The organism is Achromobacter insuavis (assembly GCF_902859645.1).
GTDB lineage: Bacteria > Pseudomonadota > Gammaproteobacteria > Burkholderiales > Burkholderiaceae_B > Achromobacter > Achromobacter insuavis.
Genome location: NZ_CADIJR010000051.1, coordinates 13,676 through 30,261 on the forward strand (window position 1 = coordinate 13,676; position 16,586 = coordinate 30,261).

The window sequence follows — 16,586 nt, forward strand, 5'->3', positions numbered from 1 at the left end:
GGGCGGGTCCGAGCAGAGGGGCGGGCGGGTCAGACCAGCGGGTCTTCGGGACTGGATTCGGCGGGCAGGGGGCCGCCCGCCAGCACGCGGATCAGGTCGAACAGGGTCAGCAGGCCCATGGCGACGGCGGCATAGAGCGCGGCGGCGTTGAAGACGGCCAGCGGCATCGAGGTCACCGGCAGGCGCGTGTCGAGCCCGATCAGGGTCTGCGTCCAGCTGCCGTCGGCCATCAGCCACAGCACCCACAACACCAGCAGCTGGCAGAAGATGTGCGAGACGCGGCGCGCGGCGGGGCCGAAGCGTTCCACCAGCATCGTCACGCCGATGTGCTGGTGATCGCGCAACGCCAGCACCGAGCCCAGGAAGATCAGCCAGACGAAGGCAAGGCGCGAGACCTCGTCGGAGGCGTTGATGCCGGAGTTGAACAGGTAGCGCATGGCGACGTTGCCGAACAGCAGCACCACCATGACCACCAGACAGGCCACCATCAGCCAGGTCTGCAACCGGGCGCACCAGTCGGCCGCGCGCGCCAGCGCGCCGCCGCCAGGCCGCCCCTTGGGGGATCCTTGCATGCTTGTCTCCTCTTTTCCGTTTTCCGGAATTCTTATGGATATCGCGAGGGCAATGTTAGCGCTAACATTTTTGGTTTGGCAAGCCCTGATCTTTAGGTCAGACTACGTGCTCGCCAACCGCCCAGTCAGCTCGATGTCCATCCGCAAGCCCCGCAGCACCCGCGCCGGACGGGTGACCATGCAAGAGGTCGCCGACCGCGCCGGGGTCAGCGCGATCACGGTGTCGCGCGCCCTGCGCACGCCCGACAAGGTGGCCGAGGCGGTGCGCCTGCGCATCGCCGAGGTCTGCCGCGAACTGGGCTACGTGCCCAACCACGCCGCCAGCGCGCTGGCGTCGGCGCGGTCGCAGACCATCGTGGTGCTGATCCCGTCGCTGAGCAACGTGGTGTTCGTGGACATCATCACCGGCATCAAGGACGTGCTGGACGAGCAGGGCTATCACCTGCTGATCGGCGTCACGGGGTATTCGCCCGATGCCGAGGAGGCGCTGCTGCGCAAGTACCTGCAGCACCTGCCCGATGGCCTGATCCTGACCGGCATCGACCACAATCCCGGCGTCTGGGCGCTGTTGCGGGCGCAGGCCATGCCCACGGTCCACACCATCGAGACGCTGCCGGACAGCGAGGGCATGAGCGTCGGCTTCTCGCAGTTCGATTCTGGCTACGCCGCCGGCCGCCACCTGGTGGAGCGGGGCTATCGGCGCATCGGCATCGTCGGCGCCCAGCTCGACCCGCGCTCGCTGCGCCGTTGCGAAGGGTGCCGGCAGGCGTTGCGCGACGCCGGCCTGCATGATCCCGCGCTGGAGATCATGACGCCCGAGAAATCCTCGATCGCATTGGGGGCGACGTTGCTGGAAACGCTGCTGGCGCAGCATCCCGATTGCGACGCGGTGTTCTTCTGCAATGACGACCTGGCGCAAGGCGCGGTGTTCCAGTGCGGGCGGCTGGGCGTCAGCGTGCCCGGCCGGATGGCGCTGGTGGGCTTTCATGACTTCGCGGGAACGGCCTGGACCACGCCGCCGCTGTCGACCATCTCTACGCCGCGCTACGAGATTGGCCGGGAAGCGGCGCAACTGCTGATGCGGCACCTGGCCGGGCAGCCCATCGCGCAGCGCCACGTGGACCTGGGTTTCACGCTGGTGCAGCGCGAAACCTCCTGAGGCCGCTCCTAGCCGGCGCGGCGCAGCGCCAGGAACACGCCGGATGCCATGATCATGGCGATGCCGGTCAGCGCCAGCCCGTCGGGCGGACGCTGGAACCAGAAGGTGCTGAAAGCCACGGCCAGCAGCAGCTGGAAGTAGTTCAGCGGCGCCAGCGTGGCCGCCGCGACGCGCTGGAAGGCGGCGATCAGCAGGATCTGCGCCAGCCCGCTGCAGGCGCCCAGGCCCACGATCAAGGCCATGTCCGTCAGGTCCGGCCAGGGATCCGGCAGGAAGAACGGCGCGGGCAGCGCGGTGACGATCAGGCAGATGAAGGCGGTGTAGGCGTATTGCACCGGGCCGGCCACCTTGCCCGACAGCTTGCGGGTCAGCACCTGGAAGATGGCGTAGCTGACCGCCGAGACCGCCATCAGCAGGGTGCCCAGCGCCGGCAGGTCGGCGCCGGGCCGCACGATCAGCAGCATGCCGGCAAAGCCGGCCGCCACCGCCGTCCATTGCACCGGCCGCACCCGTTCGCCGAGCAGCCAGGGCGACAGCGCCACCATGATGAGCGGCGAGGTGAAGTAGATGGCCGTGGCTTCGGACAGCGGCATCCAGATCAGCGCCGTCATGAAGCAGGTCCCAACGGTGGCCAGCATCAGGCCGCGCAGGATCAGCAGGGGCTTTTGCGGCGCGCCGCGCAGGTCCGGCCAGCCGTGGCGCCACAGCAGTCCCAGCGCCAGCGTCGCCACCGCGATGTAGCGCATGATGTTCAGGAACGGCGCCGGATAGCGCATCAGCATCTGCTTGGAACCGGCGTCGAAGGTGGCGAAGGCCACCAGCGCCGCGAAGAACAGCAGGATGCCGGCCTGGCGCGAGCCGGCGGCCGGGATGGCGCCGGGCGCCGTGGCGGAGGAGGTGGCCATGGCGTGGCTCAGGCGCGGGCCAGGCCCTGCAGGAACGCGTCCAGCGCCGGGCCGATGGCCTGCACCATGTAGCCGCCTTCCTGCACCACCACCGTGGGCAGGCCCAGGCTGGCCACGCGCGCGCCGATGTCGCGGTAGGCGTCGATGTCCAGTTTCAGCACGCTGATGGGATCGTCCTTGTAGGTGTCGAAGCCCAGCGCCAGCACCAGCGCTTGCGGCCCGTAGCCGGCCAGCGCCGCCAGCGCGCTGTCCAGCGCCCGCAGGAATGGGTCGTTGCCGGCGCCATGCGGCAGCGGCAGGTTGAGATTGCGGCCCTCGCCGGCGCCGTGGCCGCGCTCGTGCGCGTAGCCGGTGTAGAACGGGTAGTAGCCGGTGGGGTCGGCGTGCAGCGATACCGTCATCACGTCGGCGCGCTGGTAGAAGATGTTCTGGGTGCCGTCGCCGTGATGCGCGTCCACGTCCAGCACCGCCACCTTGGTCCAGGTCTGCAGCAGCCGGGCGGCGGCGGCCGCGCTGCTGTTCAGATAGCAGAAGCCGCCGGCGCGGTCGCGGTGGGCGTGGTGGCCCGAGGGCCGGCACAGCGCATAGGCCGCGCCGCCGGTGGCGGCCACGTGTTCGGCCGCGGCCACCGCGCTGTGGGTCGAGCGCAGCGCCGAGCGCCAGGTATGCGGGCCGATGGGGCAGGACAGGTCGCTCAGGTAGTAGCCGGTCTGCGCCACGATCGACGGCGACGGGCAGGGGCCGCGCCCGGCCGCTTCGACGCGGCCGCTGTAGTAGGGCGACAGGTTCGGCAGCACTTCGGGGCCGGGATCCACGCCCGGCGCCTTGAGCGCCTGCCAGCGGGCGAATGCGGTTTCCAGGTAGTCCAGGTAGTCCGCGCTGTGGATGGCCTCCAGCGGCTGGCGGCCGTAGTCGGGCGGCGCCTCGACCGCGATGCCGCGGGCGGCCAGCGCCCCTTGCAGGCTGTGGGCGCGAGAGGGCAGGTCGGTGGGGGCGCTGATGCGGCCCAGCCGCATGAACTGCTGGGGGGTGTGCAGCAGTTGTTCTTCCGAGAAAAACGCCTTCATGGTGTTCCTTTGCGCGTCAGTGCGAGCAGCCGGCGGCCGGGGCCTGCCCCGGTTGCTTGATCTCGATCTCGACGAACACGAATTCGGTGTCGCCCGGGTTGATGACGTTGTGCTCCACGCCCACCGGCCGGTAGTAGGACACGCCGGTGGTGAGCTGGCTGGTGACCTGGCCGTTGGGCGTGTCCAGCAGCAGCGGGCCGGTGGTCTGCGGCACCACCACGTAGTTCATGCCGTGGCGGTGCCAGCCGGTTTCCCCGCCGGGCGGAAAGCGCCATTCGGTGACGGTGACCTGGTCGTTGTCGATCTGGACGGTGGGCACGGCGGGGGGGCGTTGCATGCAAGTCTCCTGGTTGTGATGGCCGCTTCAGGCCGCGGCCTGCGCCTGGGTCGGATCCCAGTGCTGGCCGGGCACGGCGGCGATGAGTTGTTGCGTGTAGGCGTGCTGCGGGTTGTCGAAAATCTGGCTGGGCGATCCGTATTCCACCACTTTGCCCCGGTGCATGACCAGCACCGAATTGCAGATCTGCGCGGCCACGCGCAGGTCGTGGGTGATGAACACCAGCGCGATCTTCAGGCGCTGCTGCAGGTCGTGCAGCAGTTGCAGCACCTGGGCCTGCACCGACACGTCCAGCGCCGACACCGATTCGTCGGCCACCAGCACCTTGGGTTCCAGCGCCAGGGCGCGGGCGATGCCGATGCGCTGGCGCTGGCCGCCCGAGAACTGGTTGGGGTAGCGGTCGAAGGCCGACGGGTCCAGGCCCACCAGCGACAGCAGCTCGCGCACGCGGGCCTCGGCCTGGGCGCGCGGCACGCCGTTGGCGACCGGGCCGTCGCTGATGATGCGGCCCACGGTATGGCGCGGGTTGAGCGAGGCGAAGGGATCCTGGAAGATCATCTGGATGTCCTTGCGCAGCGGCCGGAAGCGCGACTCCGGCATGGCGGCGATGTCCTGGCCATTGAAGATCAGCTGGCCGCCGTTGATGCCGACCAGCTTGAGCAGGCACTTGCCGATGGTCGACTTGCCTGAGCCGGACTCGCCGACGATGCCCAGCGTCTCGCCGCGGCGCACGCTGAAGCTGACGCCATCGACCGCGTGCACTTCGCGCTTGCCGCCCAGCCAGCCGTGGCCGATGACGTAGGTCTTCTTCAGGTCCTTCACCTCCAGCACCGGCCGTTCCTGCTCGGCGGCGGCGCGCTCCTGCCCGCGGCGGTGCGGCACCGCCGCGATCAGGCGCTGGGTGTAGGGATGGCGCGGGCGGTTCAGCACTTCCTCGGCGGGGCCCTGCTCGACCAGCACGCCTTTTTCCATCACCGCCACCCGGTGCGCGATCTCGGCGACCACGCCGAAGTCATGGGTGACGAACATCACGCCCATGCCCTTTTCCTTCTGGATGCGGGCGATCAGCGCCAGGATCTGCGCCTGGGTGGTGACGTCGAGCGCGGTGGTCGGCTCGTCGGCGATCAGCAGCGCCGGTTCCAGCGCCAGCGCCATCGCGATCATGACGCGCTGGCGCTGGCCGCCCGACAGGCGGAACGGATAGACGTGGTAGAGCGTGGCCGGGTCCGGCAGGCCGACGAAGGCCAGCAGTTCCAGCGTGCGCCGCATGCGTTCCGGACCGGGGTAGGCGTTGTGGACGCGCATGACCTCGTTGATCTGCTCGCCCACCGTCATCAGCGGGTTCAGGGCCGACAGCGGCTCCTGGAAGATCATGGCCATGTCCTTGCCGCGCATGCCTTGCAGCGTGGCCTCGTCCTGTTGCAACAGGTCGGCGCCGCGGAACAGGATGCGGCCCTGCTGCGGCGTCAGATAGTCGGGCAGCAGGCCCATGATGGCGTTGGCGCTCATGGACTTGCCCGAGCCGGATTCGCCGACGATGCAGAGGATCTCGCCGGCGTTGATGTCGTATGAGACGTCCTGCACCGCGAACGGGCGGTCGCCGCCGCGGGGCAGGGCGATGCTGAGGTTCTGGATGGAAAGCAGGGGCGCGGATGCGTTCATGCCGGTCTCCTATTCGCCGCGCTTGCGCAGTTGCGGGTTGAGGGCGTCGTTCAGGCCTTCGCCGATCAGATTGATGGCCAGCACGGTCAGCAGGATCGCCACGCCCGGCCACACGCTCATCCACCAGGCTTCGCGGATCATGGTGCGCGCGGCGCCGATCATGAAGCCCCAGCTCATCTCGTTGCGGTCGCCCAGCCCCAGAAAGGACAGCGACGATTCGGTCAGGATGGCGGTGGCCACCATGAACGAGGCCGAGACGATGATGGGCGACATGGCGTTCGGCAGGATCTGCGTGCCGACGATGCGCGCCGGCGTCTGGCCGATGACGATGGCCGCCTGCACGAACTCGCGCTGCTTGAGCGTCATGAATTCAGAGCGCACCAGGCGCGCCGCGGGCGGCCAGGACACCACTGCGATCGCGCCCATGATGGAATACATCGAGGGGCTCAGGATGGCCACCAGCACCACCGCCATCGCCAGTTGCGGAATGGTCTGGAAGAACTCGGTGAAGCGCATCAGCAGGTCATCGACGCGGCCGCCGCAGTAGCCGGCGACGGCGCCGACGACGATGCCGAACACCAGCGCCACCGCGGTCGACAGCAGGCCCACCATCAGCGAGACGCGCGCGCCCCACACCAGGCCGGCGGTGATGTCGCGGCCCAGCATGTCGGTGCCGAAGGGGTAGGCGGCGTCGGTGAAGGGCGGGATCAGCGGATCGGCCACCATCATCCAGGGCGAATCCTGGTACAGCAGCGGCGCGGCCAGCGCCACGATGACCACGGCCAGCACGATGGCCAGTCCGGCCACCGCGCCGTAGTTGCGCATATAGCGTCGGGCGAATTGCTTCATGCCGCGGCTCCTTGCTGCGCGCCCGCGCCGATGCGCGGATCGATCAGGCGGTACAGCACGTCGGTCAACAGATTGAACACCACCACCATGATCGAGGTCACCAGGAAAATGCCCAGCAGCAGCTGGTAGTCGCGCTGCAGCAGCGCATCGAACATCAGCCGGCCGATGCCCGGCCAGGCGAACACGGTTTCGGTCAGCACCGCGCCGCCGGCCATCTGGCCCAGCTGGATGCCGGCGAAGGTGATCACCGGCAGCAGCGCGTTGCGCAGCACGTGGGCGCGGATCACGCGGCTGGGGCTGACGCCCTTGGCGCGCGCGGTCTTGACGAAGTCCATGCCGATCACTTCCAGCATCGAGGCGCGCGTCAGGCGCACGTACACCGCCATGAAGAAGCAGCCCAGCGTCACCGTCGGCAGGATCAGGTGCTGCGCGATGTCGGCGGCGCGCGCCCAGCCCGTCAGGCCGGCGCCCACGGTTTCCATGCCGAACGCCGGCAGCCAGCCCAGCACCACCGAGAACAGCAGGATGCCCATCAACGACAGCCAGAACAGCGGCGTGGCGTACAGCAACAGGGCGCCGGTCATGACCGAGCTGTCGATCCAGCGGCGCTTGTTGCGGTAGCGCGCCTTGGCCGCGACCACGCCCAGCAGCACGCCCAGCACGATCGAGAAGACGAAGGCGCAGGACATCAGCAGGAAGGTGGCGGGCAGGCGTTCGACGATCAGGTCCAGCACCGGCACGTGGTTGCGGTAGGAAAAGCCCAGGTCCAGCTGGACCACGCCCTTCAGGTACAGGAACAGCTGCGTCAGCACCGGCTTGTCCAGCCCGAACGCGACGCGCAGTTGCTCGACGTAGGCGGCATCGCCCGCGCCGGCCTGCCCCGCCAGCACGGCGGCGGGGTCGCCGGGCGCCAGGCGGATCAGGAAGAAATTGATGATGACCACGCCCAGCACGACCACCAGGGCCTTGCCGATGCGCGAAACCAGGAAAGACAGGAATTTCATGCTCTGGGTCCTCCGTGGACGGGCGCGGACGTCCGTCGCGCGGCCGGGCGCCGCGGGCGGGCCGGATGGCGCGCCCGCGGCTTGCGGCGTTTACTTCTCGATGTAGACGTCGTCGAACGACTCGTTCAGGCCGATGGCCGTCTTGACGAGGTTCTTGACGTTGGCGCGATACAGCGTGGGGAACTCCATGTCCACCAGGAAGCCGTTGGCGACTTCATTGACCAGCGTGGTCTGCAGCTGCGTGTAGAGCGCCTGGCGCTTGGCCGGGTCGACCTCGGACGCGGCGGCTTCCCACTGCTTGTCGGTCTCGGGGTTGCTGTAGCCCTGCACGTTGGCGAACGGCGACCCCTTGACGATGTTCGACGAGATGTACAGGCGCTGCACGCCCAGCGCCGGATCGCCGTACTGGTAGGTGAAGTTGGTGGTCAGGTCGAAGTCCCAGTTGCCGGTGCGGCTGGCCCAGCCGCCGGCGTCGGTCGATTCCAGGTTGACCTTGAAGCCCAGCTGTTCGAGCGCCTGCTTGGTGTATTCGCCCAGGCGGTCCCAGGTCGAGCCGTAGGGGAAGCTCAACTGGCGGATGGTGTAGTCGCCGGGCTTGATGCCCGATTCCTTGATCAGCTCGCGCGCCTTCTTCATGTCGAATGGCATCGGCGGCATGTTCTTGTCATAGAACATCTCGGTCGTGACGAAGGGGCTGGTCGAGACCTTGCCCAGGCCGAAGAAGATGTTGTTGACCACCATGTTGCGGTTGATCGCGGCCATCACCGCCTGGCGCACCTTCAGGTTGTCGAAGGGCGGCTTGCGCATGTTGAAGATCAGGTAGGCCTGGGGCGAGAACATCTCCCAGCCGGCGGTGGTGTATTCCACCTTGGGCAGGGCGCGCAGGCGCTTGATGTCGACGTTGTCGACGTCGCCGCCGCGCAGCACGTCGACGCTGCCGCGCTCGAACGCCACCGCGCGCGAGGCCGCGTCCGGAATCACGTTGAACACCAGCTCGTCCAGGTAGGGCTTGCCCGGTTTCCAGTAGTCGGGGTTGCGCACCAGCTTGATGTACTCGCCGCGCTTCCATTCCTTGAACATGAACGGGCCGGTGCCGATCGGCTTCTGGTTGGCCGGGTTGGCCATGTAGTCGGTGCCGGCATAGATGTGCTTGGGCATGATCGGCGCGAAGCCCGGCTCGAACATCAGCATGAAGGCCGGGAACGGCGACTTCAGCTTGATGACCACGGTCTTCGGATCCGGCGCCTGCACCGAGTCGACGAACTTGTTCAGGATCACGCGGGCCCGCGCATGGGTCTTGGGCAGCATGTCCGCCAGCGTGAAGACCACGTCGTCGGCGGTGAACGGCTTGCCGTCGTGCCACTTGACGTTGTCCTGCAGGTGGAAGGTGTAGGTCAGGCCGTCGGCCGCCGCTTCCCACGACTTGGCCAGGCCGGGCTGCGGCTTGAGGTCGGTGGTGTAGGTCAGCAGGCTTTCATAGATCTTGCCGGCGACGAATTGCGTCGGCCCCTGCTGGTTGATGGCCGTGACGATCACGGGCGGCTCGGGCTGGACGATCATGTTGAGCGTGCCGCCCTTGGTCTGGGCCAGGGCCTGCGTGGCGGGCAAGGCGGCCGCCAGGACCAGGGCGCCGATGCTGAGGGAGAACCAAGTCTTCGATTTCACTGCGAGCCTCCGGGCTGGAAGAGGGTTGTCAGGTGGCCGCGCGTCACGCGGCGTGTGCCGGCTATGACAAGCAAACCTCGTGCCACCTGTTTCTCGGGGAACTGCGGGGTGGAGCTGCTACAACAATGCTTCGTATGGGTGCAGGCCGCGCGCCGCGCACCAATGCGGCGATAGGTGAGGTGCACGGCGCGGCCCTACAGGGTGATGTCGATCCAGGTGGTTTTCAGGTCGCTGTACTTGTCCAGCGCGTGCAGCGACTTGTCGCGGCCGAAGCCCGATTGCTTGACGCCGCCGAACGGCACGGTGATGTCGCCGTCGGCATAGCAATTGACCCAGACCAGGCCGGCGCGCAGGCGGCGCGACAGGCGGTGCGCGCGGCCCAGGTTGGCGGTCCACAGGCCGGCGCCCAGGCCGTACGAGGAATCGTTGGCCAATGCGATGGCTTCGTCTTCCGTATGGAAGCGCTGCGCCGCCAGCACCGGGCCGAAGATCTCTTCGCGGATCAGCGCGCTGGACGCATCGGCGCAATCGAAGATGGTGGGCTCGATGTAGAAGCCGCCGCTGTCGGTGCGCACCTGCCGTCCGCCGATGCGCAGCGTCGCGCCCTCGGCCTGGCCGGCCGCGATGCGCGCCATGACCGAGCGCGTCTGGCGCTCGTCGACCATGGCGCCCAGCGCCGTGGCCGGATCCAGCGGATTGCCCGGCCGCATCTCGGCGGCATGGCGGGCCACTTTTTCCAGAAAGGTGTCGTAGATGGCGTCGTGCACGTACAGGCGCGAGCCGGCGATGCAGACCTCGCCCTGGTTCGAGAAGATCGCCAGCGCGGCGATCAGCGCGGCGCGGTCCAGGTCGGGGCAGTCCTCGAACACGATGTGCGGCGACTTGCCGCCGCATTCCAGCCACACGCGCTTGAGGTTCGATTCGCCCGAATAGCTCATGAAGCGCTTGCCGGTGGCGGTGGAGCCGGTGAAGGCGACGCAGTCCACGTCCGGATGCAGGCCCAGCGCGCTGCCCGCGATGGGGCCGGTGCCGGGCACCACGTTGAAGACGCCCGCCGGGATGCCGGCCTGCTCGGCCAGCGCCGCCAGCCGCAATGCGCTCAACGACGACTGTTCGGCCGGCTTGAGGATCACGCTGTTGCCGGCGGCCAGCGCCGGCGCGACTTTCCACGCCGCCATCAGCAGCGGGTAGTTCCACGGCACCACGGCGGCCACCACGCCGAGCGGCTCGCGCGTGACCGTGGCCAGGGCATTGCCTCCCGTCGGCGCGATCTCGTCGTAGCGCTTGTCGATGGCCTCGCCGTACCAGGCATAGCAGTGCGCGGTCTCGGGCAGGTCGAAGGCCAGCGCGTCGCGGATCGGCTTGCCCATGTCCAGGGTCTCGATCAGCGCCAGCTCCTCGCTGTGCTCGGTGATGAGCTGCGCCAGCCGCACCAGGCGCGCCTTGCGTTCGCGCGGCGCCAGGCCGGACCAGACGCCGGCCTCGAAGGCGCGGCGGGCGGCCGCCACGGCGCGATCGACGTCGGCCTGGCCGCAGGCGGCCACATCGGCCAGCTTGCGGCCGTCGATCGGGCTGGTGGCCGCGAAGGTGGCGCCGTCGGCGGCGTCGGCGTAGGCGCCGTCGATATAGGCCTGGCCGCGCAACGTCAGCATTTCGGCGCGGGCTTGCCAGTAGTCGAGAGTATGCAGGGTCATGACGATGTCCTCGGTTCAGCGCGCGGCGTTGGCGCGGGCCACCATGGCGTCCAGCAGCACGTTGCAGCCGGCTTCCAGGTGCGCGGGCTGCGCGTCCTCGATTTCGTTGTGGCTGATGCCGTCCTTGCACGGCACGAAGATCATGGCGGTGGGCGCCACCGCGGCCATGTAGACGGCGTCGTGGCCGGCGCCGGTGACGATGTCCATCGCCGGCAGGCCGCGGCGCGCGGCGCCCTGGCGCACCTTTTCGATCAGGTCCGGATCGAACGGGGTGGGGCGGAAGTACTGCACGTCCTTCACTTCCACCTGCACGCCGTGCTTCTCGGCGATCTCGCGGCAGGCGTCGCGCCACAGCTGGTCCATGCGCGTGAGCGTGGCCTCGTCCTCATGGCGCAGGTCGGTGGTGAAGCGCACCTGGCCCGGGATCACGTTGCGCGAGCCGGGATGCGCGTGGATCTCGCCCACGGTGCCGCGCCCGTGCGGCTGGTGGGCGTTGGCGATGTTGACCACCGCCTGCAGCAGGTAGCTGGCGGCGAACAGCGCGTCGCGGCGGATGCCCATGGGCGTGGGGCCGGCGTGCATTTCCATGCCGGTCACGGTGACGTCGTACCAGCGCAGGCCGAGCGAGCCGGTCACCGCGCCGATCACTTTCTCTTCGTGTTCCAGGATCGGGCCCTGTTCGATGTGGGCCTCGAAATAGGCATCCACCGGGCGGCCGCCGACGGGCTCGGCGCCGGCGTAGCCGATGGCCTGCAGCTCGTCGCGCACCGCCAGGCCCTTGGCGTCGCGCGCGCTCAGCGCCGTCTCCAGCGAGAACTTGCCGGCGAACACGCCCGAGCCCATCATCACCGGCACGAAGCGCGAGCCTTCCTCGTTGGTCCAGATGGCCAGTTCCAGTGGCGCCTCGGTCTGCACGCCGGCGTCGTTCAGGGTGCGCATCACTTCGAGGCCGGCCAGCACGCCGAAGCAGCCGTCGAACTTGCCGCCAGTGGGCTGCGTGTCGATGTGGCTGCCGGTCATCACCGGCGCCAGCGCGTCGTTGCGGCCGGCGCGGCGGGCGAAGATATTGCCCACCTGGTCCACGCGGATCGTCAGGCCGGCGTCGCGCATCCAGCCGGTGACGAGGTCGCGGCCCTGGCCGTCGAGCGCGGTCAGGGCCAGGCGGCAGTTGCCGCCCTTGGGCGTGGCGCCGATCTCGGCCAGATCCATCAGGGATTGCCAGAGCCGGTTGCCGTTGACGGACAGGGATGAAGTCATGGTGGTCCTCGTTCGGTGTCAGTGGGTGGAGGCGGCGGCCTGGCGCGCCAGCGCCGCGTCGCGAATGGCGGTAAGGGTCTGGCCGGGGGCGATGCCGTCGGCGTCGTAGCGGATTTCCAGCAGCGCGGGGCGTTGTTCGCGCTCGGCGTAGGCCAGCGCGCGGTCGAACGCCGCGGCGAAATCCTCGGTGCGTTCGACGGCTTCGCCGTAGCCGCCGTAGCCGCGCACGATCTGGGTGAAATCGGGATTCTCGAAGTCCAGCGCGATCGGGCGGCCGGGGAACTCGCGTTCCTGGTGCGCGCGGATCGTGCCCCACATGCCATTGTTGAACACCAGCACCACGATGCCCAGCCGATACTGCTGGGCCACGCCCAGTTCCTGCAGATTCATCTGGAAGCAGCCGTCGCCGGCGTAGCAGACCACGGTCTTGCCGGGATGTTCGAGCTTGGCCGACACGGCCGCCGGCAGGCCGTAGCCCATCGACCCGACCGTCGGCGCCAGGCTGGTGCCCAGGCCGGTGAACTGGCGGTAGCGGTGCGGATACAGCGCGTAGTTGCCCGCGCCCACCGTGATGCAGGCGTCCGGCGCCAGGCGCTGGTTGACCAGCGCGGCCACGGCGTCCAGGCCCAGCGGGCCGGGCGAGGGCAGCGGCTTGAGCGAATCCAGGTATTCGGCGTGGGCCGCGCGCACCGCGGCGCCGCGCGGCGTGGCGTGGGCCGGTTGCAGCAGGGCAACCGCCTGCGCGAAGCCTGCGACGCTGGCGGCGATCGCCTGGGTCGGGGCATAGACGCGGCCCGGTTCCTGCGGATCGGGATGGACATGGATCAGCGCCTGTCGCGGCAAGGGGCTTTCGATAAGTTGGTAGCCCTCGGTGGTGGCTTCGCCCAGGCGCGTGCCCACCGCCAGGATCAGGTCGGCTGCCTGGATGCGGGCGCGCAGCGCCTCGGTCATGCCCCAGCCCATCTGGCCGGCGGCGTTGGGGTGGCGCTGGTCGAAGCATTCGAGTCGGCGCCAGGCGGTGGCCACCGGCAGTTCGAAGCGTTCGGCGAAGGCGGCGATCTGCTGGATCGCGTCGGCATTCCAGCCGCTGCCGCCCAACACCATCACGGGCCGTTCGGCCTGGTCGAGCAACTGGCGCAGGCGGTCCAGGTCGGGCTGGCCCGGGCTGGCGGCCACGCGCTGGTAGCGCGGCATGTCGGCCACCGTCGCCGTGCCCCACAGCGTGTCTTCCGGCAGCGCCAGCACCACCGGGCCGGGGCGACCGCTGGTGGCGGTGGCGTAGGCGCGCGCCACGAATTCCGGGATGCGGTCGGTGCGGTCGATCTGCGCCACCCACTTGGCCATCTGGCCGAACATGCGGCGGTAGTCGATCTCCTGGAAGGCTTCGCGTTCGTAGAAGTCGTTGCCGACCTGGCCGACGAACAGGATCATCGGCGTCGAATCCTGGAACGCGGTGTGCACGCCGATGCTGGCGTTGGTGGCGCCCGGGCCGCGGGTGACGAAGCAGACGCCGGGCTCGCCCGTCAGCTTGCCATGGGCCTCGGCCATGTAGGCGGCGCCGCTTTCCTGGCGGCACACCACCGGCTCGATGGCGCCGCGATGCTCGTTCAGCGCGTCGATGCAGGGCAGATAGCTCTCGCCCGGAATCATGAAGATGCGGCGCGTGCCGTGGATGCGCAGCTGCTGCATCAGGATCTGGCCGCCGTTGCGCGGCAGGGGGGATACAACCGTCATGCAAACACTCCCGGGATGGGCTGTCCGCGCCGGGCGCGGGCTTGGGGTTCATGGCAAGGGGGCGGTCGGCGCCGCCGGCGGGTTGGCGAGCGGGGCCTAGATGTCGGGGCGGATGCTCCCGTCGTCGTCGCCGAAGTCTTCCCGCAGGCGGGCCAGGATGCCGATCAGGTGCGCATGCATGGCATGGCGCGCGCGGATCGGATCGCGCGCCAGGATGGCGGTCAGGATGCGCTGGTGCTCGGCGTGGGCGACCGCCCACACCTTGGTGTTGACGAAGTAATCCTGCATGCGGCTGAACACCGGGCTGGCCAGGCTCAGGTTCCACAGGTGGGCCACCGAGGCCGCCAGCGCCGCGTTGCCGCAGGCGGCGGCGATGGCGCTGTGGAATTCCCGGTCGTGCCAGCCCGGCGCGTCGGTCAGCGACATCGCCTCGTGGGCCGCGCGGATGGCGGCGATCTGTGCCGGCGAGCCTTGTTGCGCGGCCAGCGCGGCGCATTCGGGTTCGATCAGCATGCGCGCCTCGAGCAGGTCGAAGGGGCCGATCTCGTCCTGCGGGGCCGCCGGCGCGGCGGCCGTGGCGGCGGGCGCGGCCTCGCGGGTGGCGGTGACGAACACGCCGGTGCCCACGCGCACTTCGACATAGCCTTCGATCTCCAGCGCAATCAGGGCTTCCCGGATCGAGGCCCGGCTGACCTGCAATTGCTCGGCCAGCTCGCGCTCGGACGGCAGGCGACCGCCGCGCGGAAAATCGCCCGCGCGGATCCGTCCGGCGATCTGGTCGGCGATCATGCGATAGAGGCGGGTGACGGCAACGGCTTGGAAGGTGTTCATCGTGGACTTGCGGTACGTATGGTCTGGTGGTCAGGCCACCAATATAGGCAGCGTCTCCTTGAAATAAAAGTAAAAATCGCTTTATCAAGGGAAAACGATCAGAGGGATTCCCCCTCTTCCTATCCAGTGGTCAGGCCAGCTAGGCGACCCTTTTCCAAGCGCCGCGCTTTACAGTTTTCGAACAATTGCCGGACAAATTCATCGACGTCGTGACATGTTCCGGACCCGATAATCCCTGCGTCCCGGAAACCGGGAGGAGAGGGCGGGGCTTTGCGTACGCCATGACAGGGAGTGTGGCGTGCGACGGAATGGCAACGAGGCCTGGAAACCGGATCCATGGCGGGTCGGGATCGGCATGCTGGCGTTCGCGGCCGCCTGGCTCTGGCTGCTGGACCGGGCCGTGCTGGCCCCGCCGACCGACAACATCGAGCAACTCATCTGGGTACGCAGCCTGGAGTGGGGCTACTACAAGCATCCGCCGCTGCCGACCTGGCTGCTGTGGCCGGTGGCGCAACTGATGGGCGGGACCGCCTGGGCCACCTATGTCATGGGCGCGGCCTGTGCGCTGGGGGCGTTCGCGCTGATGTGGCGACTGCTGCGCGACATGCGCGGCGAGGCCCATGCCGCGACCGCCGCGCTGGCGGGCCTGTGCGTCACCTTCTATAACGGCCGGCTGTATTTCTACAACCACGAGATCGTCCTGATCCCGCTGGTGGCCGGCTGCGCGCTGGCTTGCTGGAAGGCCTACACGACCCGCAAGATCGGTTGGTGGATCGTGCTGGGCGGGTGCCTGGGGCTGGGCGCGCTGGCCAAATACCAGATCGCGGTCGCCGGGTTGGCGGTGCTGGTGTTCTGGTGCATCCGCAAGGCCTGGCGCGATCCCATGCACGTATTCGGCCTGCAGGTGGCGGGCCTGACCGCGCTGGCGGTGTTCGCGCCGCACCTGGTCTGGCTGATCCAGCACGATTTCGAGCCGTTGAACTACGCCATGTCATCGTCGCTGGCGGCCGGCCTGCCGTGGCTCGCGCGGGGGCATGAGGTCGCCCGCTGGTGGGCCGACCAATTGCTGAACCGGGCCCTGCCGGCCTGGCTGTTCCTGGCGGTGCTGTGGTTGCTGGGCCACCGCGAACGGCGGCGCCTTGCCGTCTCACTCAACGCGACTTCGACCGCGACCTCTACCGCCTGCCCCACCAGCGGCGACGCAGGGCGCACCCTGCTGCTGTCGTTCGGCCTGACGCCGCTGGTGTTCGTCAGCGTCTTGGCGCTGATCTCGGGATCGCACATCCAGCTGCATTGGGGCACGCCGTTCCTGCTGTTCATCGTGCCGGCCGCGATGGAATGGGCGCGCGCGGCCTGGAGCGAACCGTTCCGGCCGCGCCGGGCGATGCTGGTGTTCATCGTCATCCAGCTGATGTTGATGCTGCGGGTGGAGCTGACGGCGCCCAATGGCCTGGCGCTGCTGCGGCGTCCGACCGACTGGCGCTACTTCGATGCGCAGGCGCTGGCCGACGCGCTGCATGGCCGCGCCGTTGCCGCGCTGGGCGGGCCGGTCCGGGTCATTTCCGGTCCCTGGGAAGAATCGGGCGCGTTGTCGTTGCGGCTGCCCGAAAGGCCGCTGGTGCTGATCCACGGGCAACTGCGATTCAGTCCGTGGGTCGACGCCACCCTGGTGGCCGATTGCGGCGCGCTGGAGTTGAGCAAGGCGCGGGTGTCGCCCGAGGGGTTCGAGCCGGTGGGAGCGGGATTTCCCAATCTGCACTGGCGCGTCAGGCCGCCTGTCGCGGCTTGCGGCGCCGGCCCCGCGCGCTAGCGGGGGCCGGAAGCGGCGCGGCAACGGCCACGCCGGCTGG

14 protein-coding genes are annotated in these 16,586 nt (G+C 68.9%); 2 read left to right on the plus strand and 12 right to left on the minus strand.

All coding sequences use genetic code 11. From position 1 onward, the window contains the following. Positions 1–29: 29 nt before the first annotated feature. Positions 30–572, minus strand: coding sequence for a TRAP transporter small permease (locus H0523_RS22040; protein WP_054432375.1), 543 nt, complete (start codon positions 570–572; stop codon positions 30–32). A gap of 133 nt (positions 573–705) precedes the next feature. Here H0523_RS22040 and gntR point away from each other — a divergent pair, with 133 nt between their 5' ends. Then, on the plus strand, positions 706–1,731 hold the full coding sequence (gene gntR / locus H0523_RS22045) for an HTH-type transcriptional regulator GntR (RefSeq protein WP_054432374.1): 1,026 nt from the start codon (positions 706–708) through the stop codon (positions 1,729–1,731). An 8-nt stretch (positions 1,732–1,739) separates the two neighbouring features. Here the strand turns inward: gntR and H0523_RS22050 are convergent, their stop codons facing one another. From H0523_RS22050 to H0523_RS22100, 11 genes are all read right to left on the minus strand, one after another. Then, complete coding sequence (locus H0523_RS22050; protein WP_054432373.1) at positions 1,740–2,636, minus strand: DMT family transporter; 897 nt, start codon at positions 2,634–2,636, stop codon at positions 1,740–1,742. Between the two features lie 8 nt (positions 2,637–2,644). Next, positions 2,645–3,703, minus strand: a complete 1,059-nt coding sequence (locus H0523_RS22055; RefSeq protein WP_054432372.1) for a histone deacetylase family protein — start codon at positions 3,701–3,703, stop codon at positions 2,645–2,647. A gap of 16 nt (positions 3,704–3,719) precedes the next feature. Next, complete coding sequence (locus tag H0523_RS22060) at positions 3,720–4,040, minus strand: cupin domain-containing protein (RefSeq protein WP_006394039.1); 321 nt, start codon at positions 4,038–4,040, stop codon at positions 3,720–3,722. A gap of 27 nt (positions 4,041–4,067) precedes the next feature. Beyond that, on the minus strand, positions 4,068–5,702 hold the full coding sequence (locus H0523_RS22065) for an ABC transporter ATP-binding protein (protein WP_054432371.1): 1,635 nt from the start codon (positions 5,700–5,702) through the stop codon (positions 4,068–4,070). A 9-nt stretch (positions 5,703–5,711) separates the two neighbouring features. Then, positions 5,712–6,551, minus strand: coding sequence for an ABC transporter permease (locus H0523_RS22070; protein ID WP_054432370.1), 840 nt, complete (start codon positions 6,549–6,551; stop codon positions 5,712–5,714). Next, the gene (locus H0523_RS22075; protein WP_025135337.1) at positions 6,548–7,555 is read right to left on the minus strand and encodes an ABC transporter permease; all 1,008 of its coding nucleotides are present in this window, start codon (positions 7,553–7,555) and stop codon (positions 6,548–6,550) included. The genes H0523_RS22070 and H0523_RS22075 overlap by 4 nt, the downstream gene beginning before the upstream one ends. A gap of 90 nt (positions 7,556–7,645) precedes the next feature. Beyond that, on the minus strand, positions 7,646–9,220 hold the full coding sequence (locus H0523_RS22080; RefSeq protein WP_054432369.1) for an ABC transporter substrate-binding protein: 1,575 nt from the start codon (positions 9,218–9,220) through the stop codon (positions 7,646–7,648). A 194-nt stretch (positions 9,221–9,414) separates the two neighbouring features. After that, positions 9,415–10,914 carry an aldehyde dehydrogenase gene (locus H0523_RS22085; protein WP_054432368.1) on the minus strand — a complete coding sequence of 500 codons (1,500 nt, stop codon included), beginning with the start codon at positions 10,912–10,914 and terminating at the stop codon, positions 9,415–9,417. A gap of 15 nt (positions 10,915–10,929) precedes the next feature. Then, entirely contained in the window at positions 10,930–12,171 is a 1,242-nt protein-coding gene (locus tag H0523_RS22090; RefSeq protein ID WP_054432367.1) for a Zn-dependent hydrolase, read from the minus strand. An 18-nt stretch (positions 12,172–12,189) separates the two neighbouring features. After that, positions 12,190–13,905, minus strand: coding sequence for a thiamine pyrophosphate-binding protein (locus tag H0523_RS22095; RefSeq protein ID WP_054432366.1), 1,716 nt, complete (start codon positions 13,903–13,905; stop codon positions 12,190–12,192). A 96-nt stretch (positions 13,906–14,001) separates the two neighbouring features. Then, entirely contained in the window at positions 14,002–14,736 is a 735-nt protein-coding gene (locus H0523_RS22100) for a FadR/GntR family transcriptional regulator (RefSeq protein ID WP_054432365.1), read from the minus strand. Between the two features lie 298 nt (positions 14,737–15,034). Between H0523_RS22100 and H0523_RS22105 the strand changes: the two genes are divergently transcribed. Then, the gene (locus H0523_RS22105) at positions 15,035–16,546 is read left to right on the plus strand and encodes a glycosyltransferase family 39 protein (protein WP_231689928.1); all 1,512 of its coding nucleotides are present in this window, start codon (positions 15,035–15,037) and stop codon (positions 16,544–16,546) included. The last annotated feature ends 40 nt before the right edge of the window (positions 16,547–16,586 follow it).